The organism is Bradyrhizobium lablabi, from assembly GCF_018131005.1.
GTDB lineage: Bacteria > Pseudomonadota > Alphaproteobacteria > Rhizobiales > Xanthobacteraceae > Bradyrhizobium > Bradyrhizobium lablabi_D.
The window spans coordinates 1-24,435 of the sequence record NZ_JAFCJK010000002.1 but is presented as its reverse complement, the minus strand read 5'-3'; the positions used below and the strand labels follow the sequence as shown (position 1 = coordinate 24,435).

Annotated in this window: 25 protein-coding genes; 18 read left to right on the top strand and 7 right to left on the bottom strand. The window is 63.5% G+C overall.

Annotation, left to right across the window (positions count from 1 at the left end):
- Positions 1-27: 27 nt before the first annotated feature.
- A complete protein-coding gene (locus tag JQ553_RS05160) occupies positions 28-723 on the bottom strand; it encodes a helix-turn-helix transcriptional regulator (protein WP_212498849.1) in 696 nt (231 codons plus the stop codon).
- 172 nt (positions 724-895) lie between these two features.
- Between JQ553_RS05160 and JQ553_RS05155 the strand changes: the two genes are divergently transcribed.
- Genes JQ553_RS05155 through JQ553_RS05145 form a run of 3 tightly spaced genes read left to right on the top strand, consistent with a single transcriptional unit; the run spans position 896 to position 2,455 of the window.
- Positions 896-1,204 carry an NIPSNAP family protein gene (locus JQ553_RS05155; RefSeq protein WP_212498848.1) on the top strand — a complete coding sequence of 103 codons (309 nt, stop codon included), beginning with the start codon at positions 896-898 and terminating at the stop codon, positions 1,202-1,204.
- A gap of 31 nt (positions 1,205-1,235) precedes the next feature.
- Positions 1,236-1,586: an antibiotic biosynthesis monooxygenase gene (locus tag JQ553_RS05150; RefSeq protein WP_212498847.1), complete on the top strand. Its 351-nt coding sequence runs from the start codon at positions 1,236-1,238 to the stop codon at positions 1,584-1,586.
- 53 nt (positions 1,587-1,639) lie between these two features.
- Positions 1,640-2,455: an oxaloacetate decarboxylase gene (locus JQ553_RS05145; RefSeq protein WP_212498846.1), complete on the top strand. Its 816-nt coding sequence runs from the start codon at positions 1,640-1,642 to the stop codon at positions 2,453-2,455.
- Between the two features lie 54 nt (positions 2,456-2,509).
- Here JQ553_RS05145 and JQ553_RS05140 read toward each other — a convergent pair whose 3' ends face one another.
- Positions 2,510-2,947: a hypothetical protein gene (locus JQ553_RS05140; protein ID WP_212498845.1), complete on the bottom strand. Its 438-nt coding sequence runs from the start codon at positions 2,945-2,947 to the stop codon at positions 2,510-2,512.
- A 143-nt stretch (positions 2,948-3,090) separates the two neighbouring features.
- Between JQ553_RS05140 and JQ553_RS05135 the strand changes: the two genes are divergently transcribed.
- The gene (locus JQ553_RS05135; RefSeq protein WP_212498844.1) at positions 3,091-3,732 is read left to right on the top strand and encodes a trimeric intracellular cation channel family protein; all 642 of its coding nucleotides are present in this window, start codon (positions 3,091-3,093) and stop codon (positions 3,730-3,732) included.
- Between the two features lie 71 nt (positions 3,733-3,803).
- On the opposite strand, the gene JQ553_RS05130 is transcribed toward JQ553_RS05135, so the two are convergent.
- Positions 3,804-5,024: a cytochrome c gene (locus JQ553_RS05130; RefSeq protein ID WP_212498843.1), complete on the bottom strand. Its 1,221-nt coding sequence runs from the start codon at positions 5,022-5,024 to the stop codon at positions 3,804-3,806.
- 235 nt (positions 5,025-5,259) lie between these two features.
- Here JQ553_RS05130 and JQ553_RS05125 point away from each other — a divergent pair, with 235 nt between their 5' ends.
- Positions 5,260-8,751 (top strand): indolepyruvate ferredoxin oxidoreductase family protein, encoded by a 3,492-nt coding sequence (locus JQ553_RS05125; protein WP_212498842.1) that lies wholly within the window; start codon positions 5,260-5,262, stop codon positions 8,749-8,751.
- A gap of 17 nt (positions 8,752-8,768) precedes the next feature.
- Here the strand turns inward: JQ553_RS05125 and JQ553_RS05120 are convergent, their stop codons facing one another.
- Complete coding sequence (locus JQ553_RS05120; protein ID WP_212498841.1) at positions 8,769-9,578, bottom strand: class I SAM-dependent methyltransferase; 810 nt, start codon at positions 9,576-9,578, stop codon at positions 8,769-8,771.
- A 144-nt stretch (positions 9,579-9,722) separates the two neighbouring features.
- Here JQ553_RS05120 and JQ553_RS05115 point away from each other — a divergent pair, with 144 nt between their 5' ends.
- The 9 genes from JQ553_RS05115 (at position 9,723) to JQ553_RS05075 (ending at position 20,000) form a co-directional block, all read left to right on the top strand.
- Positions 9,723-10,424, top strand: coding sequence for a helix-turn-helix domain-containing protein (locus JQ553_RS05115; RefSeq protein WP_212498840.1), 702 nt, complete (start codon positions 9,723-9,725; stop codon positions 10,422-10,424).
- Between the two features lie 146 nt (positions 10,425-10,570).
- Positions 10,571-11,728 carry a thiolase domain-containing protein gene (locus JQ553_RS05110; protein WP_212498839.1) on the top strand — a complete coding sequence of 386 codons (1,158 nt, stop codon included), beginning with the start codon at positions 10,571-10,573 and terminating at the stop codon, positions 11,726-11,728.
- A complete protein-coding gene (locus JQ553_RS05105) occupies positions 11,728-12,117 on the top strand; it encodes a Zn-ribbon domain-containing OB-fold protein (protein ID WP_212498838.1) in 390 nt (129 codons plus the stop codon). Before JQ553_RS05110 ends, JQ553_RS05105 begins: the two co-directional genes overlap by 1 nt.
- A gap of 130 nt (positions 12,118-12,247) precedes the next feature.
- Positions 12,248-13,108 carry a MaoC family dehydratase gene (locus JQ553_RS05100; protein ID WP_212498837.1) on the top strand — a complete coding sequence of 287 codons (861 nt, stop codon included), beginning with the start codon at positions 12,248-12,250 and terminating at the stop codon, positions 13,106-13,108.
- Positions 13,109-13,295: 187 nt separating this feature from the next.
- Complete coding sequence (locus JQ553_RS05095) at positions 13,296-14,174, top strand: SDR family oxidoreductase (protein WP_212498836.1); 879 nt, start codon at positions 13,296-13,298, stop codon at positions 14,172-14,174.
- Between the two features lie 125 nt (positions 14,175-14,299).
- A complete protein-coding gene (locus tag JQ553_RS05090; RefSeq protein WP_212498835.1) occupies positions 14,300-15,253 on the top strand; it encodes a dihydrodipicolinate synthase family protein in 954 nt (317 codons plus the stop codon).
- 3 nt (positions 15,254-15,256) lie between these two features.
- Positions 15,257-16,057 carry an NUDIX hydrolase gene (locus tag JQ553_RS05085; protein ID WP_212498834.1) on the top strand — a complete coding sequence of 267 codons (801 nt, stop codon included), beginning with the start codon at positions 15,257-15,259 and terminating at the stop codon, positions 16,055-16,057.
- Positions 16,058-16,233: 176 nt separating this feature from the next.
- Positions 16,234-17,142: a DMT family transporter gene (locus JQ553_RS05080; RefSeq protein ID WP_212498833.1), complete on the top strand. Its 909-nt coding sequence runs from the start codon at positions 16,234-16,236 to the stop codon at positions 17,140-17,142.
- Between the two features lie 176 nt (positions 17,143-17,318).
- Entirely contained in the window at positions 17,319-20,000 is a 2,682-nt protein-coding gene (locus JQ553_RS05075) for a PAS domain S-box protein (protein WP_212498832.1), read from the top strand.
- Positions 20,001-20,059: 59 nt separating this feature from the next.
- Here JQ553_RS05075 and JQ553_RS05070 read toward each other — a convergent pair whose 3' ends face one another.
- Positions 20,060-20,410 (bottom strand): GrlR family regulatory protein, encoded by a 351-nt coding sequence (locus JQ553_RS05070; protein ID WP_212498831.1) that lies wholly within the window; start codon positions 20,408-20,410, stop codon positions 20,060-20,062.
- A gap of 361 nt (positions 20,411-20,771) precedes the next feature.
- Between JQ553_RS05070 and JQ553_RS05065 the strand changes: the two genes are divergently transcribed.
- Entirely contained in the window at positions 20,772-21,086 is a 315-nt protein-coding gene (locus JQ553_RS05065; RefSeq protein ID WP_212499658.1) for a hypothetical protein, read from the top strand.
- Between the two features lie 3 nt (positions 21,087-21,089).
- On the opposite strand, the gene JQ553_RS05060 is transcribed toward JQ553_RS05065, so the two are convergent.
- On the bottom strand, positions 21,090-21,473 hold the full coding sequence (locus JQ553_RS05060) for a VOC family protein (protein ID WP_212498830.1): 384 nt from the start codon (positions 21,471-21,473) through the stop codon (positions 21,090-21,092).
- 218 nt (positions 21,474-21,691) lie between these two features.
- Between JQ553_RS05060 and JQ553_RS05055 the strand changes: the two genes are divergently transcribed.
- Both JQ553_RS05055 and JQ553_RS05050 read left to right on the top strand, forming a co-directional pair.
- On the top strand, positions 21,692-22,366 hold the full coding sequence (locus JQ553_RS05055; protein ID WP_212498829.1) for a hypothetical protein: 675 nt from the start codon (positions 21,692-21,694) through the stop codon (positions 22,364-22,366).
- 202 nt (positions 22,367-22,568) lie between these two features.
- Positions 22,569-23,105 carry a hypothetical protein gene (locus tag JQ553_RS05050; protein ID WP_212498828.1) on the top strand — a complete coding sequence of 179 codons (537 nt, stop codon included), beginning with the start codon at positions 22,569-22,571 and terminating at the stop codon, positions 23,103-23,105.
- Positions 23,106-23,169: 64 nt separating this feature from the next.
- Here the strand turns inward: JQ553_RS05050 and JQ553_RS05045 are convergent, their stop codons facing one another.
- Entirely contained in the window at positions 23,170-23,580 is a 411-nt protein-coding gene (locus JQ553_RS05045) for a hypothetical protein (RefSeq protein ID WP_212498827.1), read from the bottom strand.
- A 354-nt stretch (positions 23,581-23,934) separates the two neighbouring features.
- Here JQ553_RS05045 and JQ553_RS05040 point away from each other — a divergent pair, with 354 nt between their 5' ends.
- Entirely contained in the window at positions 23,935-24,228 is a 294-nt protein-coding gene (locus tag JQ553_RS05040) for a hypothetical protein (protein ID WP_212498826.1), read from the top strand.
- Positions 24,229-24,435: the final 207 nt, after the last annotated feature.

Below are 24,435 nucleotides of genomic sequence, written 5' to 3'. Positions count from 1 at the left end.
GGCCGTGAGGCCGAACCGAACGCGTGCTTATTCGCCGGGCCCGAACAGCGCGGCAAACCGCTTTTCGCCGGTTCGCGAAAAGTTGACCACGCGGCTGCCGGGCGTGGCGTCGCGCGCGGCCCATTTCAGCTCCGTGAAGCGCGCCATCATGGCCGCGCCGAGCGTGCCCGCGAGATGATGCCGCCGCTCGCTCCAGTCGAGACAGGCTTTGCACACCGGCCGGCGCGGATGCGCCAGCATGTTCGCATCGATCTGCAGTGTATCGGCCATGAAGCGCCTGCCTTCGCCGGTCAGCTCGATCGTCTGCTTGGTCTGGCGGATCAGCTTCTGCCTTTTCATGCTGTCGAGCATCTGCACGCCCAGATCGCCGGCGAGATGGTCGTAGCAGATGCGCGCCCGCCGGAGCGCCGGATCCTTCGGCCCGGTGCGAACCCGCATGTGGCCGGCACGCGCGGCAAGCCCTGCAAGCCCCTCCAGCACGCCCGCGACATCCGGACCGGTGAGGCGATAGTACCGGTGACGGCCCTGTTTCTCCGGCTCGATGAGCCCGCCGGCTTCAAGTTTCGACAGATGCGAGCTTGCAGTCTGCGGCGTGATGCCGGCCTCCTGGGCGAGTTCGCTCGCGGTCAGCGCGCGACCGGTCATCAGCGCGGTCAGCATGTTGGCGCGGGCGGGATCGCCGACCAGGGCGGCGACCACGGAGATGTCAGGTCCTGCTTTCATGCTTCGATGATAACCGAAGCATTGGCGTCGGACAAGCGGCTATTGTCAGTGTCGGAAATGGATCGTCATTGCGAGCGAAGCGAAGCAATCCACAGCGCCGAGCGTGGAGGTATGGATTGCTGCGTCGCTATCGCGCCTCGTAATGACGGCAAGCATTGGAGGCTTACACAGGATGACCGTTACCGTCTTCATTCGCTACCAGCTCGATCCGTTCAAGCGCGCGATGTTCGAGGAGTACTCCAGAAATTGGCTCGGTATCATCCCGAGATGCGGCGGCGACCTGATCGGCTACTGGATGCCGCACGAGGGCACCAACAACATCGCATTTGCGTTGATCTCGTTCGAAAGCCTCGCCGCCTACGAGGCCTATCGCGCGCGGCTGCGTGGCGACAAGGAGGGCATGGCGAACTTCAACTTCGCCGAGGAAAACAAGTTCATCCTGGTGGAGGAACGGACATTTCTTCGCAAGGTGACGCTATAATGGCGATCCGTAAATGCGCCAGGAGACAGCCATGATCGCCGTGATTTTCGAAGTGTGGCCCAAGCCGGAACACCGCCAGCAATATTTCGACCTTGCTGCCGAGTTGAAGCCGCTCCTGGAAGAGATCGACGGTTTCATCTCGGTCGAGCGCTTCGAGAGTATCACCGAGAAGGGCAAGTTCGTCTCGCTGTCGTTCTTCCGCGACGAGGCCGCGGTGGAGGCCTGGCGCAACACGATCGAGCACCGCCGGACCCAGGCCAAGGGTAGGGCCCGGATTTTTGAGAATTACCGCCTGCGGGTCGCCAGCGTGATCAGAGATTATGGCATGAGCGACCGCGCGCAGGCGCCAAGGGACAGTCGCGCGGTCCACGAGGCGCACTAGCGCGCCATCGCGCGCCTTCCTATCTCTGCGCGACAAACAAAAGGGAGAGCACAATGCCGGCAACGACCGCGGACAAGCGCATCGCCTTCAAGAAGATGCACGAAAGCGGGTGCTTCATTCTGCCGAATCCGTTCGATGTCGGCAGCGCCCGAGCGCTTCAGCATCTCGGTTTCAAGGCGCTGGCCTCTACCAGCGCGGGCTTCGCCTGGACCATCGGCAAGGCCGACAACCGTGTCACTGTCGATGACGTCTGCAATCACCTGACGGCGCTATGTGCCGCGGTGGACGTTCCCGTCAACGCCGATTTCGAGGGCGGTTTTGCCATCGAGCCCGGTAGGGTCGCCGACAACGTCGCACGGGGCGCAAATACCGGCGTTGCCGGGCTCTCGATCGAGGATTCTACCGGTGACGCAGCCAAGCCGCTGTTCGAGTTCAAGCTCGCTGTGGAGCGCATCGAGGCCGCACGCAAGGCGATCGATGCGAACAACAGCGGCGTGCTGCTCACCGGCCGCTGCGAGGCCTTCCTGTGGGGTCAGCCGGACCTCAAGATGGTGATCGAGCGGCTACAGGCCTATTCCGGGGCTGGCGCCGACTGCCTCTACGCACCGGGTATCAAGACCAAGGAGGAGATCTCGGCCGTCGTAAAGGCGGTGGCGCCAAAGCCGGTTAATCTTCTGATCGGTGCGTCCGGCCTGTCGCTGAGCGAGGTCGCGGATCTCGGCGTGCGTCGGATCAGTGTCGGCGGCTCGCTGGCGAGGATGGCCTGGGCCGGCTTCATGAAGGCCGCGAAGGAAATGGCCGAGAAGGGGACCTTCACCGAGCTCGCCAACGGCTATTCCGGCGGTGAGCTCAACAAGATGTTCAAGTAAGAGACAGGAACAGCGGGCCGATCCGGCCCGCTGTTTTGCGCGATGATGCGTGAATTATTTCTTGTCGCCGGTGGAGTCCGACGGCGCCGCCGAGCGGTCGATCTCCTGACCGGTTGGCTTGTTGGCCGGCGGGGCGGCCGGACGAGCCGGGGCCGCACCCGTGGTCATGCCCGGTTCGGTGTTGGACTTCGGCGTCACGTCTCGCATGCCGGGCGGCGCACCGGCCGGGTTGGTCGGCTGGGTCTGCGCGGTCTGTGAGGTCGGCGTCGTGCCGGCCTGGTTCACCGAGGTGTTGTTCAGCCCGTAGAACAGGGCGCCGAGCACCACAGCTACGGCGACCGCGAACATCGCGATCTTGGTGCCGCTCGCCGAACCCTCGGCGAGTTCGGGATCCGCCTGCAACTCAGTGTCCAGGCTGTTGAGACGCGCCTGACGGCGGATTTCGTCATCGGTCAGGTTGGCGCGATACGGATCGTCAGGTTGGTATGCCATTCAAAGTTCCTCCGTTAGCACCCCAAAACTAAACGCCAAGGACAATGGCTGGCGCGCGAGGATGTTCCGCGCCAATCTTGCAACCTGTTCATGATGGAACTGCTGATTCCAGGTTCCCCGATCTGTTCCGTGAGGCTTTCGCGATGTGGACACTGCCGCCCACCGATTCGGTCTTGCAGGTGCTCTCGTTCATCGCGGTCGCGGCTCAGGCGATGACGGCGGCGCTGGCAGCGGGCAAGCGCAGCATGGATTGGGCCGGCGTCTGCATGCTCGGCTGCATCACCGCGCTCGGCGGCGGCACCATCCGCGATGTGCTGCTTGGACACTACCCTCTGCTCTGGGTGCTGCATCCGATCTATCTGGCGATCGCAGTAGTGGCGGCGATCGTCACGATCGTACTGGCGCGGTTGGTGCATCGCCTCAGACTGGCGTTCCTCGTGCTCGATGCGATCGGGCTCGTGGTGTTCACCATGGCGGGCTGCGACGTCGCCTGGCAGGTCGACGCTTCGCTGCCGATCGTGATCGTCGCGGGCATGATCACCGGCTGTGCCGGCGGCGTGCTGCGCGACATCCTCTGCAACGAGGTGCCGCTTCTGTTTCGCAGCGAACTCTATGCCAGCGTCTCCGTCGTCACGGGGCTCTTCTATGCGACGGCCTTCGGATTGAACGTCAACGATCATCTTTGGACCGTGCTGACCTTCGCGCTCGGCCTGACGCTTCGCCTGCTGGCGATTCGTTACAAATGGGAGATGCCGAAATTCGTCTTCAGCGGCGAGGAGCGGTGACTGGGACGAGGGTCTCGTGACGGCGCTGGCCGCGCCTCCTCACCACGTGGCCCTTAGGTACAGGCCTGTTGCTAGTTCCGTCGCGCCTTTGCCACCTGATCGGCCGTCACCGCTGGTGCGGTATTGCCCCAGGCGTTGCGGATGTAGGTCGCGACGTCGGCGATCTCCTGGTCGCTCAGCTTGGGGTAGGCCGGCATCGAGCCGGCGTTCGGCGCCCTCGGCGTAGTGATGGTCTGCGCGCCGTCGAGGATGATGCGCAGGGTGTTCGCAGGGTTGGCCGATTGCAGATTGGCGTTGCCCGGCAGCGGTGGGTAGATGCGCGGTGCACCCGAGCCGTCGAGCTCATGGCAGGCCACGCATGCACCGCGATAGATCCGCTCGCCATTGTTCATCTGCTCCAGCGAGGGAGTGGTGACGTCGGGCTCCGGCGCGCCCGCCGGCAAGCTCTTCAGATACACGGCGATTGCCCGGACGTCCTTATCGCTCATCTTGGAGGTCGAATTGACGACCACCTCGGACATCAAAGGACCAGCATTGCTACGGGCGTTGCGTCCGCTCTGCAGGTACTCGACGATATCGTCGACGCTCCAGGAATTTAGCCCGCTGCGGGAGGCCGCATCGAGCCGTGGCGCGAACAGGCCCTGGACCATGCCGCCAGCGAACGGCTGGCCGCGCCTGTCGGCGCCAAAGATATTCTTTGGCGTATGGCAGGTGCCGCAATGCGCGAGGCCTTCAACGAGATAACCGCCGCGATTCCACTCCGCGCTCTTGCTCTGGTCCGGCTGAAAAATGCCGGGCTTGAAGAACAGGTAGCTCCAGGCCCGCATCAGCACGCGATAGTTCAGCGGCCAACGCAGATCCGGCGGCGGCGCCTTGTTGGCGACGGGCTCGAGCGTCGCGAGATAGGCGCGGATCGCCAGGATGTCGTCGCGGATCAGCTTTGTGAAATTGGGATAGGGGAAGGCCGGATAATAGTGCGCGCCCGATGGCGACACGCCGAAACGAAACGCGCGAAGGAAATCGGTATCGCTCCAGCTGCCGATACCGGTATCGCGGTCGGGGGTCAGGTTCGCGGAATAAATCGCGCCGAACGGCGTGTCGATCCGCTTGCCGCCTGCAAAAGGCCTTGCCGGATCGGCGGTGTGGCAGCCCGCACAATCGCCCGCGATGGTAAGCGCCTTGCCGTGGGCAATTGCATCCTCCGGCTGGGCCGCGCATTGGCTTGATGCGAACGCACTGCACAACAGCAGAGTGACCAGAATCGCCTGCGCAGCCCAAAACCGCCCCAACATTCACTTACCCTTTGGTCCGTGAGACCGTTACGCCATTTCGCCGCAGGCCTTTCCAGCGACAGAAACCGAAACGCGCCTCCGATATTCCGGGCACGAAATTGCGATTTTCGAGCGCCGGGCTCCATTGCTCAGAATTGTGGTGCGCGTATCGAAAAATCCGACATAGACTGGTTCTAACGAGCTCAGATGACTAGCTAAAAATCAGTCGTGGCGACCAAAGCTTTACGAGGGCTAAATGGGTATCAACCAGGGTCCTATCAGTCTCGACCAGAAGTACACTCAAGGGACTGGCCATGTCTTCCTGACCGGAATCCAGGCATTGGTGCGCCTGCCGATGGCGCAGATCAGGCGTGATCGTGCCGCAGGCCTCAGCACGGCGGGCTTCATCTCAGGTTACCGCGGTTCCCCGCTAGGTGGCTACGACCAACAGTTGTTCGCGGCCCGCAAGCACCTCGACCAATACAACATCAAATTCCAGCCCGGCGTGAACGAGGACCTGGCGGCCACCGCGATCTGGGGCTCGCAGCAGCTTGGGCTCTCGCCCGGCGCCAAATACGATGGCGTGGTCGGCATCTGGTACGGCAAGGGCCCCGGCGTCGACCGCTCCGGCGACGTGTTCCGGCACGGCAATGCGGCCGGCTCGGCGAAGAACGGTGGTGTGCTCTGCCTTGCCGGCGACGATCACGGCGCGAAATCCTCGACCGTCCCGCATCAATCAGACCACGCCTTCATCTCCGCGCTGATGCCTTACCTTTATCCCTCAAGTATCCACGAAATGATCGAGATGGGCCTGTTGGGTATCGCGATGTCGCGCTACTCGGGCTGTTGGGTCGGCATGAAGGTCATCACCGAGACGGTCGAGACCACGGCCGAGATCGATCTCACCGACGAGATGACGCCGTTCGTGATCCCGGCCGATTTCGAATTGCCGCCGGGCGGCCTCAATATCCGCTGGCCAGACGATCGCTTCGACCAGGATCGCCGGTTGCAGGACTACAAGGGCTTCGCGGCGATCGCCTTTGCCCGCGCGAACAAGGTCAACCGCATCACGATGGATTCGCCGAACGCGCGTTACGGCATCATGGCGTCCGGCAAGAGCTACGAGGACATCCGCCAGGCGCTGCGCGAACTCGGCATAACCGAGCAGGTCGCCGCCAAGATCGGCATCCGCCTCTACAAGATCGGCATGCCCTGGCCGCTGGAGCCGGAAGGCGTACGCAACTTCGCTGTCGGACTCGAGGAGATATTCATCGTCGAGGAGCGCCGCGAGATCGTCGAGAATCAGGTCAAGCAGGAACTGTTCAACTGGCGCGACGACGTCCGCCCGCGCATCGTCGGCAAGATGGACGATCACGACAAGCGTTTTTTGACCTTCGCCGCTGAGCTCAGCGTCGCTTCGCTGGCAACATCGCTCACCGAGCGGCTTCTTCGGCTTAATCTCAACCCTGAAATCGCGGAGATGCTCCGCGCCAAGGCCGACTGGTTCAACGGTCGCCAGGCGACCCAGATGCAGGCGGTGTCACCGGTTACCCGCACGCCGTATTTCTGCTCGGGCTGCCCGCACAACACCTCAACCAAGGTGCCGGAAGGCAGCCGGGCTTTAGCCGGTATCGGCTGCCATTTCATGGCGCTGTGGATGAACCGCTCGACCGAGACCTTTACCCACATGGGCGGCGAGGGCGTGCCGTGGGTCGGCATCGCGCCCTTCACCAATGAGAACCACATCTTCGCCAATCTTGGCGACGGCACCTATTTTCACTCCGGCATCCTCGCGATCCGTCAGGCGATCGCCTCCAAGGCCAACATCACCTACAAGATCCTCTACAACGACGCTGTCGCGATGACGGGGGGCCAGCGTCACGACGGCGACCTCTCGCCGCAGCAGATCACCTTCCAGCTCCACGCCGAGGGCATCCGCGAGATCTACCTGGTCTCGGAAAATCCCGACGCCTATCCGGCCGACAGCATCGCGCCTGGTGTCAAGCTGTTCCATCGCGACGAGCTCGAAAACGTCATGAAGATGTGCCGCGACTACAAGGGCACGTCCGCGATCGTGTTTGTGCAGACCTGCGCTGCCGAGAAGCGTCGCCGCCGCAAGCGCGGCCTGATGGAGGACCCGGCGCGCCGCGTGCTGATCAATCCGGCCGTGTGCGAAGGCTGCGGCGATTGCTCGGTGCAGTCGAACTGCATTTCGGTCGAGCCTCTGGAGACAGAGCTCGGGCGCAAGCGCACAATCAACCAGTCGACCTGCAACAAGGATTATTCCTGCGTGAAGGGCTTTTGCCCGTCCTTCGTCACGGTCGATGGCGGCAAGCTGCGGCGGCGCGCGCCGCCCGATCTCGGCGCCATCGACGATCTGCCGGAGCCGGCGTCGAAGCCTTCGCTGGACAGGCCCTACAACATCGCCGTCGGCGGCGTCGGTGGTACCGGCGTCCTAACCATCGGCGCACTGCTCGGCATGGCCGCCCATATCGAGGGCAAGGCGAGCATGATCCTCGACATGTCCGGCCTTGCGCAGAAGGGCGGGGCGGTGCTGAGCCACGTCCGGCTTTCCGAGCACACCGCCGACGTCACTTGCTCGCGCATCGTCACCGGCACGGCGGACCTGGTGCTCGCCGCCGATGAAGTGGTGGCGGCATCGAAGGACACCATCACGCTATGCGACGCGAGCCGTACGGTCGGCATCATCAACAGTCACGTGATCCCGACCGCTGACTTCATCCTCGACCGCGACTTCAATTTTCAGAGCCGAAAGGTCAACAGCGTGCTGGAGACCGAACTGCGCAAGGACTCCGCGTTCTTCGACTTCACCAAGCCGGCCGAAGCGCTGCTCGGCGATTCCATCGCCACCAATATCATGATGCTGGGATTCGCCTATCAGCGCGGTCTGTTGCCGCTCTCGGCGGAGTCGATTCAGCAGGCGATCGAGGTCAATGGCGTCTCGATCAAGATGAACACGCAAGCCTTCCAGCTCGGCCGTCTTGCCGCCGCCGATACGGCGCGGCTCAACGCGATGATGAAGGATCATGACGACGTCCTGCCGGTCAAGACGCTGGACGCAATGTCGCTCGACGAGATCATCGCCCATCGCATGGGCCTGCTGACCGGCTACCAGAGCTCGCGGCTCGCGAAGCGCTATCGCAGGCTGGTCGATCAGGTTCGCGACGCGGCGGCCAAGGGCGGCTATGGCGAAGCGCTGCCGCGTGCGGTCGCGATCAACTACGCAAAGCTGCTCGCTTACAAGGACGAGTACGAGGTGGCACGTCTGTTCACCGATGGTCATTTCGAGAAGCAGCTCCGCGACCAGTTCGAGGGCGATTTCAAGTTCAACTTCAATCTGGCGCCGCCGATCCTCGGCGGCGGCGTGGACGCGCAGGGCCGGCCGAAGAAGCGAGAGTTCGGCTCCTCGATGATGTCGTTATTCAAGGTGCTGGCGAGGCTCCGTTTCCTGCGCGGCACGCCGCTCGACATCTTCGGCTACAGCGCAGACCGCAGGCTCGAACGCGATTTGATCGCGGGCTACGAGAAGGATGTAGCGACAGTGCTCGGCCTGTTGTCGCCGCTCAATCACGATATCGCGGTGGAATTGCTCTCGCTGCCCGATCGTATCAGGGGCTATGGCCCGGTGAAGGAGAAGGCGATCCGGGAGGCGAAGGTTCGCTACGCGCAACTCGCCGCCGACCTCGCCAGCCCGCCGCCCGCGCCACGGCAGATGGCGGCAGAATAGGCCACCGGGCCCGGCGCTTACCGTCGGCGGCCCAGGGTGAGCAGATACTCGCGCTTCACATGCAGTCCCGCCGGCACTGCATAGTGCTGATGGTAAGCGTCGAGATCACATTTGAGGCGCTCCAGGCGGTCCGGCGGCAGGCTCTCCGCGAGTTGGCGCAACGGTCCGAAGCCTCGCGTGTACCAGTTCCAGATATCCTCGGCGCTGCCGTGATAGGCGTTGCTGACGCCGGGCTCGAACTTGAGATCGAAGGCCTTCCCGAGCAGCTTTTCGACGTGCGGCGGATCGCCCCAGGCCAGGGGAGATGAGGGCGGAGGCGGTGCATCGCTATGTCGAGCAATGATGCCGAAGAACTCCGCTACTGCCCCTGCCGGTGCCCAAGTGGTCAGGGCCAGGCGACCGCCAGGGCGGCACACACGCGCCAGTTCGGCGGCGGCCTGCGCGTGGTCGAAGGCGAACATCACGCCGAACGTCGAGATGACACCGTCGAAGGCGCCGTCGTCAAACGGCAGGCGTTCGGCATCAGCCTGTTGGAACTCGATCGGGGGCCGCACGTGGGCGGAAAGCTCACGAGCTGCTGCAAGCAGCTCCTCCGAAATGTCCACGCCTATCACCACTGCGCCCACGCGCGCCACGTTGCGGGCGGACCAGCCGGTGCCGGTCGCGACGTCGAGGATACGCTCGCCCGCGCGCGGATTGAGCCTCTGGGCACCATGAGCGAGCGCATCGGAAATAGCAAAGCTTACGTCATCATAGTGCTTGCCGCCGCGACCCCATGCGGTCGCAGCCGTCTGGTGATGAGGGAGAACGGCCTGATCGGTTCCCATCGCGGCCTCCTGTCCCGAAGCCCTCCCGAGATGAGCGATCGAACCACAAGGCTGAGCTCAAATCTGCTCTAAAATCTGTAGTATCCAGCACGCAGCCATCGGGTATCCTTGCCTCCGTCATGCCGGTCCGGTTCGGAGAAGGCGATGAAGCGCTATGGCCAGTTCTGTCCCGTGGCCAAGGCCGCGGAGGTGTTCTGCCAGCGATGGACGCCGCTCATCCTGCGCGACCTGGCGCTCGGCGCGTCGCGCTTCTCGGAGCTGCAGCGCGGCGTGCCGCTTGCCTCGCCGTCACTGCTGTCCCACAGGCTCAGGCAGCTCGAGAACGAGGGCATTGTCGAGCGCAGCAAATCGGCGAGCGGGCATAGTTGGACGTATCATCTGACCAGTGCCGGCGACGATCTTGTGCCGATCGTCATGGCTCTCGGGGTGTGGGGACAAAAATGGTCGCGCCGTGAGCTTGCGAAGCACGAAATCGACCTCGGCCTCTTGCTATGGGCGCTCGAGCGCGGCGCCAGGCCGGACGCCTTTGGGGACCGACGAACTGTTGTCCAGCTGGCACTTACCGACCAGATCGCGAAGAAGCGCTACTGGTGGTTTCTCAATGAGGACGGCCGGTGCGAGCTATGCCTCTCGAAGCCCGATCATCGTATAGATCTTTTTCTCGAGGGCACGCTTCGCGATCTGGTCTGCGTCTGGCGCGGAGATCTGCTTCTCGCGCAGGCTCTCGACACCGGGCGGCTCCGCGCACATGGCACAGTGAAGGCGCAACGAGCACTGCCACGCTGGCTGGCAATCAGCACCATCGCCCACGTGCAGTCGGCCAGAGCGGACGTTGGAGCGGTCTGATCCTGCGCGAAGAATTAGCTGATTTCACGATGACGCGTGTGGCGTGCCTTTCCCTCTCGCCCCGCGGAATATTTCCACGCTTGCCAAGGCCCGTCAGGCGGTTCAGAAAACGCTGGAGACCTTAAGAAACGCCAGCGGAGAAAGATTTGACCATCAAGGGCAAGGCTTACATCGCCGGGATCTACGAACATCCCACCCGGCACGCACCCGATAAATCCACCGCACAGCTTCATGCCGAGGTCGCCAAGGGCGCGCTCGAGGATGCCGGCCTCACCAAGGACGATGTAGACGGCTATTTCTGCGCCGGCGATGCGCCGGGCGGCCTTTGGCCGATGGTCGATTATCTCGGCCTCAATACCAGGAAGCTGCGCCACGTGGATTCGACCGAAACCGGTGGCTGTTCTTACCTGATTCATCTTGGCCACGCCGCTGAAGCGATCGCCGCCGGTAAATGCTCGGTCGCGCTGGTGACGCTGGCGGGCAAGCCGCGCACCGGCCCGATGCCGCCGCGCGCCGCCGGCGCCGAGGCCGATTTCGAGTCGGCGTACGGGGCGACCACACACAATGCCTATGGCATGTGTGCCATGCGCCATATGCACGACTACGGCACGACCAGCGAGCAGCTCGCCTGGATCAAGGTCGCGGCGTCTCATCACGCGCAATACAATCCGCATGCGATGCTGAAGGACGTCGTCACGGTCGAGGACGTGCTGAATTCGCCGATGATTTCCGATCCCTTGCATCGCATGGATTGCTGCGTCGTCACCGATGGCGGTGGCGCGATGATCGTCACGACGCCCGAGATCGCCAAGAGGCTGAAGAAGCCGCTGGTGCGCCTGATCGGCCATGGCGAGGCGATGAAGGGGCCGCGTGGCGGCAAGGATCTCGATCTCACTTATTCAGCCGGCGTGTGGTCCGGCCCGCGTGCCTTCGAGGAGGCAGGCGTGACGCAGAAGGACATCAAATACGCCTCGATCTATGACAGCTTCACGATCACTGTGCTCATGCAGCTCGAAGATCTGGGGTTCTGCAAGAAGGGCGAGGGCGGCAAATTCGTCGCTGATGGCAATCTGATCTCGGGCGTCGGAAAATTGCCGTTCAATACGGATGGCGGCGGTCTCTGCAGCAATCACCCGGTCAACCGCGGCGGCATGACCAAGATCCTCGAGGCTGTCAGGCAATTGCGCGGCGAAGCGCATCCGAAAGTCCAGGTGCCGAACTGCGATCTCGCGATCGCGCACGGCACCGGCGGCCTGCTCGGCGTTCGCCATGCCGCCTCAACCTGCATTCTGGAGCGCGTGTGATGGCCGAGCCGAAGAAATACAATGCCCCGCTGATCAATCCGGAGACCGCGCCATTCTGGGACGCCGCCAAGCAGGGCAGGTTCATGATCAAGCGCTGCACGGCCTGCGGGGAGCCGCATTATTTCCCCCGCTCGATCTGCCCGTTCTGCTTCTCCGACAAGACGGTGTGGGAGGAGGCGAGCGGGGAGGCGACGGTCTACACCTACAGCCTGATGCGCAAATCGCCGACCGGTCCGTATGCGATTGCCTACGTGACGCTGAAGGAGGGGCCGTCGCTGCAGACCAACATCGTCGATTGCGACCTCGATACCATCAAGATCGGTCAGAAGGTGAAGCTCGTATGGAAGCCGACCGATGGCGCCCCGCTGCCATTCTTCACGGTTGCCTGATGCTGCTGCGTTCGACTCTGACCAAACAACAGATCTTCATCCCCGCAAAAGTGGGGATCCGCCAACGCTGGCGATTACCGGGTGCCCGCCTCCGCGGACATGACGGCAGCAAAAATCTCGGGAGAGAAACATGCCGATCAATTACGAACAGCTGATGGCCCTGAAAAATCTCGGCCAGAAATACAGCTACAGCGACCGCGAGGTGATGCTCTACGCCTACGGCATAGGGCTCGGCGCCGATCCGATGGACGAGAAGGAACTCGCCTTCGTCAACGAGGGCGCGCTGACGCCGCGTCCGCTCAAGGTGGTGCCGACATTCGCATCCGTTGCCGCCTGGGGCGCCGGTCCCGGCGAGATGAATCTCAACCGCGTGATGGTGGTCGACGGCGAGCGCGACATCACCTTCCACAAGCCGCTCGCAACCGCTGCGCACATCACTGCCGATTCGACCGTGGTCGACGTCTTCGACAAGGGCAAGGACAAGGGCGCCGTCATTCGTCACCAGACCGTGTTGAAGGACGACAAGGGCGAAAGGCTCGCCACGCTGGTCGCCTCGCGCTTCGCCCGGGGTGACGGCGGCTTTGGCGGGCCGTCGGAAGGCCAGCCCGAACCGCACCGGGTGCCGGAGCGCGCGCCCGACAGGGTCATCGACATCACGACGCGGCCGGATCAGGCGCTGATCTACCGGCTCTGCGGCGACCGCAATCCGCTGCACTCCGATCCGGAGTTCGCGAAGAAGGCGGGCTTCCCGCGGCCGATCCTCCACGGCATGTGCACCTATGGGATCACCTGCCGCGGTGTGTTGCAGACCTATGCCGATTACGATCCGTCCGCGTTCAAGCAGCACGCGGCGCGGTTCTCCTCGCCAGTCTTTCCCGGCGAGACCGTGACGATGGAACTGTGGAAGGACGGCAACGTGGTGTCGTTCGAAGCCAAGGTGAAGTCGCGCGGCGTCACCGTCATCAGGAGCGGCAAGACCGTGCTGGCGTAGGTTGCGAGGGCGGTGGCTCCCTCGCCCCGCGTTTGCGGGCGGAGGGTTAGGTGAGGGGCGCCTCCGCAACGGTGGTCTTCGCCGATAGACCTGTACCTCCTCACCGGGATCGCAGCTTGTGATGCGGTCCAGCTCTCTCCGCAAGCGGGGCGAGGTAAGGAAGAGAACAACAAACGGAGAAACGACCATGGGGTTACTTGACGGCAAGGTGGCGCTGATCACGGGCGCAGGCGGGGGGCTCGGTGAAGCCTACGCGAAGCTGTTCGCGCGCGAGGGCGCGGCGGTTGTTGTCAACGACCTCGGCGGCCCGCGCGATGGGTCGGGTTCGGACAAGTCGATGGCCGAGAAGGTGGTCGATGCGATCAAGGCCGAGGGCGGCCGCGCAGTCGCCAACGGCGCCGACATCTCGACCATGGCCGGCGGCCAGTCGGTGTTCGATGATGCCATCAAGCACTTCGGTCGCGCCGACATCCTCGTCAACAATGCCGGCATCTTGCTGGATGAAACCTTCCACAAGGCAAAGGAAGCGAACTGGGACAGGGTGATGAGGGTGCATCTGAAGGGCACTTTCTGCTGCACCCAGCCGGTATTCAAATGGATGCGCGACAATGGCGGCGGCGTGATCGTGAATACGTCATCGACCTCTGGGCTGATAGGCAATTTCGGCCAGACCAATTACGGCGCGGCCAAGGGCGGCATCTGGGGTCTGTCCAACGTGCTGGCGATCGAGGGCCGAAAGTACAACATCCGGATCTGGACGCTGGCGCCGGGCGCCTTGACCCGCATGACCGCAGACCTGCCCCGCTACAAGGAGAACCCGGGTGCCGCGCTCGGGCCGAACGGCATTGCGCCGGCAGTCCTGTACATGGTCAGCGACCTGTCGTGCGACCAGACCGGCAAGGTCCTCGGTGTCTCGGGCCCGCGCGGCGTACGCGAGATGCGGATGATGGAAATGGAAGGCTGGAAGCCGCCTTTCTCGGGCTGGCAGGCCGAGGACATTGTTACCCACGCCAAGGAGATCTTCTTCTCCGAGGAGCAGATCAAGATGGGCGCGCGCCGGTTTTAGGTGGTACACATCGTTCCGGGCCATGCGCGGCATCCAGCCCGGAACCTCGCGATTCACCTCGCAATTGCGCGCCTGAGGTTCACGCTCCGCGCGTCCCGGACTGACGACACAGGATAGAGGCATCCATGAAACTCACCGCCCAGGCCGCAGGAACATTCGCGATTGCGCCGACCCCATTCCACGACGACGGCCGCATCGACGAGGCGTCGATCGACCGGCTGACCGATTTCTATACCGATGTCGGCTGCGATGGCGTGACCGTGCTGGGCATTCTGGGTGAGGCGCCGAAACTCGACGCCGCCGAGGCCGAGCAGGTCGCGCTTCGCTTCGTCAGGCGCGCCAAGAAGCTGCAGGTGATCGTCGGTGTCTCGGCGCCGGGCTTTGCCTCGATGCGGGCGCTGGCCAAAGCCTCGATGGACGCGGGCGCCGCCGGCGTGATGATCGCACCGCCTCCCCATTTGCGCACCGACGACCAGATCATCACCTATTTCAAGCAGGCACAGGAAGCGATTGGAGACGACATTCCCTGGGTGCTTCAGGACTATCCGCTGACGCTCACCGTCGTGTTCACGCCCGCCGTGATTCGCAAGATCGTGATGGACAGCCCGTCCTGCGTGATGCTCAAGCATGAGGACTGGCCGGGCCTGGAGAAGATCTCGACGCTGCGTAATTTCCAGAAGGATGGCTCGCTGCGTCCGTTGTCGATCCTGGTCGGCAATGGCGGCCTGTTCCTTGATTTCGAGATGGAGCGCGGCGCCGATGGTGCGATGACGGGGTACGCGTTCCCCGAGCTCCTGATCGACGTCGTCAATCTGTCGAAGGCAGGCAAGCGTGACGCCGCGCACGACCTGTTCGACGCTCATCTGCCGCTGATCCGCTACGAACAGCAGCCCGGCGTTGGCCTCACCGTGCGCAAATATGTGCTGCAGAAGCGCGGCATTATTTCGTCCATCGTGCAACGCAAGCCGGGCGCAGTCATCACGCCGCAAGCGAGGGCGGAGGTTGATTACCTGCTGTCGCGCGTCGCGCGGGTCGACCGTCGCGCCAATCTGCAACCGCAATCCAGCGCCGCGGGTTAGCTCATGCCTGACATTGTCGCCCCGCGTTTGGCCTCGACCGTCCTGATCCTGCGCGACAGCAAGAGCCGCGACGAGATCGAAGTCTTTATGATGGTCCGCCATCACCAGATCGAGTTCAATTCCGGCGCGCTGGTGTTTCCGGGCGGCAGCTTCGACGAGAATGACATGGAGATCGCAGCCAATCCCGCGCTGTATTCGGGCGGCGAGGGGCTCGATGCCAACGCGCTCGGCTTTCGGATTGCGGCGATCCGCGAGACCTTCGAGGAAAGCGGAATTCTGCTGGCACGGCGAAGAGGCGCGAAGGAGTTGATCGATGCCAAACTCGCAACCGAAATCGCGGTCGCGCATCGCGCCGACCTGAACGAAGGCAAGATCAGCTTCCTGAGGGTCTTGAGTGACAACGGCATGCTGCTCGCGCTCGACGAGCTCATGCCCTATGCGCACTGGATCACGCCGGAGGGCATGCCGAAACGCTTTGATACCTGGTTCTTTCTTGCGGCCGCGCCGCCCGAGCAACTCGGCGGCCATGACGGCAAGGAGTCTACCGACTCGATCTGGGTATCGCCGCGTGAGGCGCTGGAGGGCGGCGAGACCGGCCGGTTCAAGCTGCCGTTTCCCACCACGCGTAACTTGATCAAGCTCGGCAAGCAGGCGAGTGTCATGGCGGCGCTCGCCGACAGCAAGGACAAGCCGATCGTCACTGTCATGCCCGTGATGACGAAGACCCCCGCTGGCCGCCAGCTCCGGATTCCCAAGGAAGCCGGCTATGACGGTGAGGTGTTCGACGTCGGCGCGCTGGGCTAGTGTTCCTGCGCGGCTCATTTTCATCGTCAGGCCCAGGGCATCCACGTCTTCGCAAAAGGTCGCGCAGGGCGGGACAAGGTCCGACCATGGCGATCATACATGCTTCGACGTGCAGCGAAGTATTACGACCTCGCACGATGTAGTTTCCGTCCAACCATCGAGACGGAACCGCCGGCATGGACAGCACCTCGCGACACCCGAATACGGCCCTCGATCTCGCGCTGCTGCTTGCGCTCGCGACCCTCTGGGGCGGTTCCTACATCCTCATCAAGCTCGGCGTTGCGACCATTCCGCCGGTCACGCTGATCGCCGCGCGGACCGCGATCGCAGGCCTGCTATTGCTCGCGATCATGAGGGCCCGCGGCGTGAGAATGCCGACCGATCAGATGACCTGGCGTCGCTTCACGTTCCAGGCCTGCCTTAACAGCGTGATCCCCTGGACCCTGATAGCCTGGGGCGAGCGCATGGTCGATGCCGGCCTGACCACGATCCTCAATTCGGCATCGCCGATCTTCACGTTCCTGTTCACGGCCGTGATTACCCACCATGAGGCCGCGACGCCACGAAAGCTGTTCGGCGTGGTCGCCGGCATGGCCGGAATCTGCCTGATCGTCGGCGTCGATGCGTTCCGCGATGTCGGCACCGGCATCGTTGCCGAAATCGCGATCGTGGCGGCGACGATCTGTTACGCCTGTGCGGCGATCTTCGGCCGCGGCTTCAAGGAACTTGATCCGATGGCGCCGGCGGCAGGCTCGCTGATTGCCGGCGCTGCGATCCTCATTCCGGTGAGCCTTGCCCTTGAGCGTCCTTGGACCATGTCAGCTTCGACAAACTCGCTGTTGGCGCTCGTGACCCTTGCCGTGGTCTCGACCGCGCTCGCCTTCGTGATCTATTTTCGCTTGATCCAGACCCTCGGCTCGGTCGGCACCACGGCACAGGCTTATTTACGCGTTCCGATCGGCGTCGCGCTCAGTGTGCTCCTTCTGGGCGAACGGCTCAGTCCGACGGCATGGATTGGGCTCGCCTGCGTCGTCATCGGCGTTGCCGCGATGACGATCCCGGCGCGGAGGATAGCTACCGCCTGACATCCTGTGCGCGCCGGCCCCGATCTTGCGCCGGTGTCCGACGGGCGCCAGCCGCCGTCATCAGCGTGACCCCATCACTCTTGGCCGGGCGTCGCGCCTTAGCCATAACTGCGGGCATGTTCCCCCCAGCCCGAATTACGTCGTATATTGCGGTCGATTAGACCCGGCTTGGTGATATGACCGCTGAATTGCCGCAAAATTCGCAGCCGCCGCGCGCATTTTCCCTGACGATCGGCCAGCTCACGTTCGGCAGCTTCATGCTGGTGCTCGCCGTGATCATCATCACGTCCACGGCGAGCGTGGTCGCGATCCGTCATATCGACACCACTTTTGCCGAGTTGCAGCGGCTGCAAAGCGTCAGCGACATCGCCGAGGACATCGACCGGCGCATGAACGAGCTGCGGCTGGCGGCGCGCGACTTCGTCACCGAACCGGGCAGCCAGTCGATCCAGGTCGCGGAGGCCGCCCGCTCGCTGAGCGAGGTACTCGGGAAGACCCGAATCGAGCTGGCGCCCGAGCAGCAGGACATGATCGACGGTGTAACCCAGCGGCTTGCGACCTATCGCGGCGGCATCGAACGCATCTCGACACTCTTGAGCCGCCGCGCCGAGCTGCTCGCCGGGTTGCCGCCGCTCCGCGAGACCTTCGACAAGGCGGTCGCCGCGAGCGCGGATCGGGAAGTTGCGGCAACGCTGTCAGAAACCCAGAGCCGCATCGCAACCGCGCTGCTCGCGCATAATACCTCCGCGGCCGATCAGGCGGCGCAGAACATGCGCGCGCTGACCATCGCCGATCCGGCGCTGCGGGCGGCCGTCAACGATTATGCCGAAGCGATCATCGCGGTCTCGGTTCGGGAGGGCCAGATCGCCGACATCGACAAGGAGGTGCTGGGGGCGGAGGGCCGGCTGATCCAGCGCGTCACCGAGCTCCTGCGCGAGCTCAGCACGCGGCGCGGACACGTGCTGTCGCGCGATTTCGCGCGCACGCTGACGGAGGCGAAATGGCAAAGCATCGTGCTCGGCTCGGCCGGGGTGCTGATCGGCCTGTTCGCCGCGCTGCTCGTGGTCCGTCGTACCGTGCGCCCGCTCGCCAAGATTGCGGGCGCGATCCGCAGGGTTGCGGGCGGCGAAAAGAGCGCCTTCATCCCGGAGACCAATCTCGATAACGAGATCGGCGACATCGCCCGCGCGGCCGAGGTATTTCGCCAGACTCTGGTCGACGCGGACACCGCGCGCGAAGCTGCCGTGCGCGCGCTCGCCGAGCAGCGGCTGGCCGAAGAGAGCTATCGCAAACTGTTCGAGGCGTCGGTCGACGGCATCTACGTGACCACGCCGGGCGGCGCGCTGCTTAACGCCAACCCGGCGCTGGCGCGGATGATGGGCTACGCCACGCCGCAGGACCTGATCAACGGCATCGGCGATATCGCCTCCACCGTCTATGTCGATCGGGCAGCGCGCGTCGAGTACCAGGCGCGGATGCAGCGCGACGGCATGGTGCGCGAATACGAATACCAGGTGCGCTCGCGCGACGGCACCGTGCTGTGGCTCTCGGACTCGGCCACCGTCGTGCGCAACGAGCAGGGCGAGGTGGTCCGCTATGAGGGCACCGTGCGCGACATCACCGATGAGCGGCGCGCGGAAGATGCGATCGCCGAGGGCAGGCGCCTCCTGCAAATGGTGATCGACACCGTTCCGGCGGTCATTAACGTCAAGGACCGTGACCTGCGTTACGTGCTGATGAACCGCTACATGGCCGGCATTTTCGGTATCGAGCCGCGGGACGCGATCGGCCAGACTACCGCCGAGTTGATGTCACGCTACGGCGCGGCGAAGACCGACGAGAACGACAAGCGCGTGCTCTCGGCCCGCCGCGAGCTCGGTTTCTACGAGGAGGAGTACAAGGATTCCGCTGGCAACATGCGGCAGTGGTTGGTCAACAAGCTGCCGATCCTCGGCGCGCAAGGCGAGATCGAGAATATCGTTACGGTGGCGCTCGACATCGGCGAACGGAAGCGCTCCGAGCAGGAGATGCGGAAGGCAAAGGATTCCGCCGAAGCCGCGCTGCGCAATCTGCGCGAAACCCAGAACTCGCTGATCGAGGCGGAAAAGCTGGCTGCGCTCGGGCGGCTGGTGGCGGGCGTTGCTCATGAGGTCAACAACCCGGTCGGCATCAGCCTGACGGTGGCGTCTGCGCTCGAACGCAAAACCGGGAATTTTGCGGCCCAAGTCGAGCGTGGCGAACTGCGTCGTTCCAGCCTGAACGAGTTCCTCGACACCACGCGCAGCGCGTCGTCGCAACTCGTCGCCAATCTCAATCGCGCCGCCGAATTGATCCAGTCGTTCAAGCAGGTCGCCGCCGACCGCAACTATTCAGACCAGCGCACCTTCGATCTCGGCGACCTGACCGAGCAGGTGGTGATGAGTCTGCGGCCTGGCCTGCGCAAGCACAATCTGACGCTCAATGTCGATTGCCAGCCGAATCTGATCATGAACTCCTATCCGGGACCCTACGGCCAGGTGCTGACCAACCTGTTCCTCAATTCGGTCGCGCACGCCTTCCCGGATGGAAGGGCCGGCGAAGTCGACATCCAGGTTCGCGCATCGGGCAAGGACAACGTCGAAATCGTCTTCGCCGACAATGGCTGCGGCATGAGCCTCGACGTGCGCCGCCGTGCCTTCGATCCGTTCTTCACGACGCGGCGCGACCAGGGCGGCACCGGACTCGGCCTGCACATCGTCTACAGTATCGTTACTACACGTCTTGGCGGCAGGCTCGATCTCGATTCCGCACCGGGCAACGGCACGCGCATTCAGATCATTCTGCCGCGCGTTGCGCCACTCGAGCAGGCGGCGGAGTAGGCGCGGAACCACCAAGGTTGGTTGCAAGAGCCGCCCTGGGCGGCTGATAGCGCAAGCGCTTAATTGACATCCGCGAGCTTGTGCAGCGTCGCGCCGAAGATTTGGCTGTGCTTTCCAATCAGTGCTGTTCCGCTCATGGTGCCGCGCGTGTCGGTGAAGGTGCCGGAGACGCCGATACCCACGGGGGCGGGCCCGCCGAACAACGGGTTTTCGGTGTCGCGCGGCGTGGTGTGGCGTTGCACGAGCACCTCGCCCTTGAAGGTGTCGCCCTTTACCGTGTAGCTGCCCGTATAGAAAAGATAAGCGTCCCCGCCGAGAATTTGGCCGTCGCGGAACAGAATCACGCCGCTGCCCTTGCCAACACGCCCATCGAGCAAGGTCACGTGAATCGAATACAGTCCGTTCTTCATGGTGCCCCGATCACCGGCCGCCGCGCCCACGGAGGCTGGCGGGTTTTTTATGCCAAAGCGCGCACACTCGCGCAACGCGGCAAGTTAACTTCCGGACGCCTCGGTGGCGCGGATCCTCGGTTCCTGTCAATCCGTGTTACGATGTGATGACGTTGGAATGCGCTCGGGACTTAAACTGGCCCGTGAAATGCATAGGTCTGTTTGCACTGGCCGGTAAGTGCTGGAGCAGAAACATATGACAGACTGGACTGAGCCTGGCCGCCCTTTGGCGCGCCGATGCAGTGAGTATGGAACTTCGACCCGCCTTCGTGATGGCCTCGCGGCGACCTCACTGAGGCTTGCCGTCGCCCTGCTGCTGTTGATGGCGGCTGTCGAATTCGCGAAGGCACGCGATCCCGACGGCCGCTATGCCAATTCTCCGCTCAAGCAATGGTTTGACAGTCTGCGGAGCGGGAAGGGGCCGTGCTGTTCGGACGCCGATGGCACTGCGGTCAGCGACGTCGACTGGGAATCCAAGGACGGACACTACCGCGTGCGCCTCGACGGCGAGTGGATCGATGTCCCAGATGAAGCCGTGATCACCGAACCCAACCGCGCCGGTCGCGCGATGGTGTGGCCGGTCCGCGGCTATATGGGGATTTCGATCCGCTGCTTTATGCCAGGCAGCATGACGTAGCGCTCACGCGTATTTCTGGTCGCGCTCCAGCAGTTCGATCGAAATCCCCTCCGGGCCGCGGATGAAGCAGATGCGGACGCCAGGGCGGATGGTGGTCGGTTCCTTTGTGAACCCGACGCCCTTTGCCCTGAGTTCTGCGGCAACCGCGTCGATGTTCTTCACCGTCAGCCCGAAATGATCGAGCCCTTGATAGGGCGTCACGGGAGATGGGTTGACGCCGTCCCCCGGCTTGACTTCGGCGATGAATACCTTGGCGCCGCCAAGCTGCACATCGATGCGACCGGGGCCGCGGATGATCTCCCCGCCGAGAATGTCACGCAGCCACGCCGCCGTTGCCTCGGGATCGGGACTGCGCAGGTGGATGTGATCCCAGGTGACGATTGGCATCATGGTCTCCTTGCTCGTTCTTGTTGGCTGCGATCGCGCTGTTAGGTTTGCGCTTGCGCATGGCTGAAACCGCGCAAATCTAGCGGCCGAGTGCACGCAACGCCATCCCTGCACGGCACCCGCCGCAATATTGCCGTCGCACAATGAAACCATTCGCGCTGCTGGTGATTGTGATGGAGTGGCGCCCGTACCGCGCGGCCGTCCCTGGAAGCCGTACGGTGCGACGCCCGTATGGCTTTTTTCGCGTGCGGCGCCGGGTGGCGCTGCCGCCGGATGAGGGCACGGCAATGCGGATCGGCATGACGTCGCTTCGAGGTGTTGCGGCAAGTCTGGTCCTGCCGCTGATCGCGATCGCCGGAATTGCGGCATGGCTTATGCTTCCTGAGCCAAGCGACGCTGATGACCAGACTGCAGCCTCATCGTCCGCCGAGACCGTTCTCCTGGCGCAGTCCGCGCCAACTCCAGGTGCAGCAACCGACATGCAGCCAAGCCCTGCGGTCGGGACTGCACCGGCGGCCGTTGCTGTGCCATCGGATGAGCCTGCAACCGTCGGCATCGCGGCTACACAGGAGGCCTCACCGGAAGTCAGGTCAGAGAAATCGCCGCGCGACGGGCTCTGGATTTCCTCGCAGTCGTTTCGACGGGGCGGGCTCGGTTCCAAGGCTCTGGTCACGCTCACCCTGCGCAACACGAACGACTTTGCCGTGAGGGATATCGAGATCGCTTGCGCCTTCGTCCGTAGCGACGGCAGCCACCTGACTGACCGCAAGCGTTTGATCGCAGATACGATCGGCATGAGGAGCCGGAAGACCTATCCTGGCATGCTGATCGGGTTCGTAAACGTCAACGCAAATAAGGCCAAATGTACCGTCGTGACCGCGAACCGGATCTAGGCCTCCATTCCGAAAAAGTGACCTGGCTGGGTGAACCTTAGGGGCCCGCTCGGAACTAACTGATAGATCGCCCGTTACAGCGTGATCAGTGCGCGTGGGTTCCGGTTTTCCGAGAGATCACGCGGGGACGGTGCGTGATGACCCGCTGTCGTTGCGCTCCAGGCGAGACAATCCGCGCCGAAGCGCGGGGGGAGCATTCAAAATGCCCGTGGCGCGATACTTCCTGTTCGTGGGCGGAGCTTTGCTCGCGTTGTTGTTCTTGATTAACGCTATAGTGCCACAGGCGGAGGTTGCAACCAACGCCAGCCTGTCGGCGCCTGCCGTGGACAAGAGCACGGTCCGCATCCAGTCCACCCAGAAATTGCCTGAGCGGGTGGTGTTTGACACCAGCCTGCCCGCCGTACCATCGCAGCAGGCGAGTGGGGTCGCCGCGGCCCCACCGGCTGCTACCACGCCGGACCTGTCGGCCAAGGCGCGAGTGCGCGACACCTTCGCTCAATTCGTTCCGGCGGAAGCGAAGAATCGGCCGGCAGCGGCGGCAGATGCCAAGCCACTCGAGCAGCAGGCGCAGGCCATGACGCCTCCGGCCCCGAAGAAGCGCAGGGTGGCCAAAGTGCGCGCCAATCCGCCGACTCAGCTGCAGGCGATGCGTTTTGCCCAGCCTGGCTTGTTCCAGCCGTACCGCGTCGCCCAGCAGCAGCAGCAGCGTTACGGCCTCTTCGGTTTCGGCACCTGGTAGTTGCGAAATCCGGCGCCCGTTCGACGCGGCGCCTTCGGACGGCGTCACGTCTACGCCAATCCGGTTAACGCGGCAGCTTCGGGATCTTGTCGGCAAAGCCGTTGTAGCAGGTTAGCCGCTCGTCCTCTTCCTTCATAAAGCGGCAATCGTTGACGCCCTTGGCGGCTGCCGCCTTCGCTTTCGGCTGCGGCTTGAAGATCGTGTCGTAGCAGTCCAGCCGTTCTTTGGTGGCGTCGTCGATTTCCTGGCACGCCTGCAGCTGCTGCGCGACCGATTGGGACTTAGGGGCTGCGGCGGTATTTTCGCCCTTCTTGGCGGCGTGCTTCTTGCCGACCTGGACGAGCGGCTTGCCGCCGACCGTCGGCGACTGTGGGGCGGCCGGCGTCTCGGCGGCATTGGCCGCTGGGGGCGTCGTCCCTTGGGCAAGTGCGGCAGCCGGATACAGGAGCGCCAGCGCGAAGATGATCTGTCTCATGTCGAAATATCCGAAATCGCGTAATGACCGAGGAGGGGAACCGGGTCGGAAGGCAGGCTACCGCCGTGACTAACGCAAAATTTGCGCAAATCCTACCCCCAGGCCCAGGTTCGCCCATATGTTTCCACCGCGACAATCGGGCCGGGTGCCAAATAGTCCGGTCGGTTGGGATCCACGGGCGCTCTGTTCCCTAACGCGCTACTGTTGGCATACGAACGATAAGCGCTTGTCCGCAGCCATTCGGCATGCGGCAAGCGGAACGTTTCCATCCAAGATCGGTTCGAGAGTAGATGCCCTGAGGAAACAGGCGGCGGGGAACCACCAAAATCGGAACACACGAAAAAGGAGCGGCTCATGAAGCTAAATTCCGAACAGGTGAAGAGAACCATGACTCAGATGGAAGCACAGGTGCTTCCCGATGATCACCCGGCGGTCGCGCAATTGAATAGCGTGTTTGGCGAGCATACGTTTTTCGTCGATACCAGCGGGCTGAAGGTCCTCGAGCCTGCGCAGACGCCCGACATGGAGGGTAAGACCGGTGAAATCGTCAGCCTTGCCGAGTGGAGTGATCCCACACTGACGAGTCTCAGACCACACGAACCCGAGCCGACCGGCGTGATCGTGGTGCTCGAACCAAGCAAGCAATGACGCAGAGGCCGGCTCGGTGATGGTCGCGTGCCATTGCCGGGCCGGTGCAGCGTTCCCGGCTCCGGCCCGGTCCGTCCGCTCCCCACGTTACCCGGCAGTTGTGCCGGCGAGCAGCCGTCCCCGCAATGCATCGATGAACGCTCGCACGCGGGCGGGCATTTGTGCGCGTGTCAGGAAAACCGCCCATATGCCGAGTTCGGCCGGCTC

Excerpts from the sequence above, each read along its gene's own strand:
- JQ553_RS05160 (WP_212498849.1), bottom strand. The coding sequence starts at position 723 with ATGAAAGCAGGACCTGACATCTCCGTGGTCGCCGCCCTGGTCGGCGAT.
- JQ553_RS05155 (WP_212498848.1), top strand. The coding sequence starts at position 896 with ATGACCGTTACCGTCTTCATTCGCTACCAGCTCGATCCGTTCAAGCGC.
- JQ553_RS05150 (WP_212498847.1), top strand. The coding sequence starts at position 1,236 with ATGATCGCCGTGATTTTCGAAGTGTGGCCCAAGCCGGAACACCGCCAG.
- JQ553_RS05145 (WP_212498846.1), top strand. The coding sequence starts at position 1,640 with ATGCCGGCAACGACCGCGGACAAGCGCATCGCCTTCAAGAAGATGCAC.
- JQ553_RS05140 (WP_212498845.1), bottom strand. The coding sequence starts at position 2,947 with ATGGCATACCAACCTGACGATCCGTATCGCGCCAACCTGACCGATGAC.
- JQ553_RS05135 (WP_212498844.1), top strand. The coding sequence starts at position 3,091 with ATGTGGACACTGCCGCCCACCGATTCGGTCTTGCAGGTGCTCTCGTTC.
- JQ553_RS05130 (WP_212498843.1), bottom strand. The coding sequence starts at position 5,024 with ATGTTGGGGCGGTTTTGGGCTGCGCAGGCGATTCTGGTCACTCTGCTG.
- JQ553_RS05125 (WP_212498842.1), top strand. The coding sequence starts at position 5,260 with ATGGGTATCAACCAGGGTCCTATCAGTCTCGACCAGAAGTACACTCAA.
- JQ553_RS05120 (WP_212498841.1), bottom strand. The coding sequence starts at position 9,578 with ATGGGAACCGATCAGGCCGTTCTCCCTCATCACCAGACGGCTGCGACC.
- JQ553_RS05115 (WP_212498840.1), top strand. The coding sequence starts at position 9,723 with ATGAAGCGCTATGGCCAGTTCTGTCCCGTGGCCAAGGCCGCGGAGGTG.
- JQ553_RS05105 (WP_212498838.1), top strand. The coding sequence starts at position 11,728 with ATGGCCGAGCCGAAGAAATACAATGCCCCGCTGATCAATCCGGAGACC.
- JQ553_RS05100 (WP_212498837.1), top strand. The coding sequence starts at position 12,248 with ATGCCGATCAATTACGAACAGCTGATGGCCCTGAAAAATCTCGGCCAG.
- JQ553_RS05095 (WP_212498836.1), top strand. The coding sequence starts at position 13,296 with ATGGGGTTACTTGACGGCAAGGTGGCGCTGATCACGGGCGCAGGCGGG.
- JQ553_RS05090 (WP_212498835.1), top strand. The coding sequence starts at position 14,300 with ATGAAACTCACCGCCCAGGCCGCAGGAACATTCGCGATTGCGCCGACC.
- JQ553_RS05085 (WP_212498834.1), top strand. The coding sequence starts at position 15,257 with ATGCCTGACATTGTCGCCCCGCGTTTGGCCTCGACCGTCCTGATCCTG.
- JQ553_RS05080 (WP_212498833.1), top strand. The coding sequence starts at position 16,234 with ATGGACAGCACCTCGCGACACCCGAATACGGCCCTCGATCTCGCGCTG.
- JQ553_RS05075 (WP_212498832.1), top strand. The coding sequence starts at position 17,319 with ATGACCGCTGAATTGCCGCAAAATTCGCAGCCGCCGCGCGCATTTTCC.
- JQ553_RS05070 (WP_212498831.1), bottom strand. The coding sequence starts at position 20,410 with ATGAAGAACGGACTGTATTCGATTCACGTGACCTTGCTCGATGGGCGT.
- JQ553_RS05065 (WP_212499658.1), top strand. The coding sequence starts at position 20,772 with ATGGCGGCTGTCGAATTCGCGAAGGCACGCGATCCCGACGGCCGCTAT.
- JQ553_RS05060 (WP_212498830.1), bottom strand. The coding sequence starts at position 21,473 with ATGCCAATCGTCACCTGGGATCACATCCACCTGCGCAGTCCCGATCCC.
- JQ553_RS05050 (WP_212498828.1), top strand. The coding sequence starts at position 22,569 with ATGCCCGTGGCGCGATACTTCCTGTTCGTGGGCGGAGCTTTGCTCGCG.
- JQ553_RS05045 (WP_212498827.1), bottom strand. The coding sequence starts at position 23,580 with ATGAGACAGATCATCTTCGCGCTGGCGCTCCTGTATCCGGCTGCCGCA.
- JQ553_RS05040 (WP_212498826.1), top strand. The coding sequence starts at position 23,935 with ATGAAGCTAAATTCCGAACAGGTGAAGAGAACCATGACTCAGATGGAA.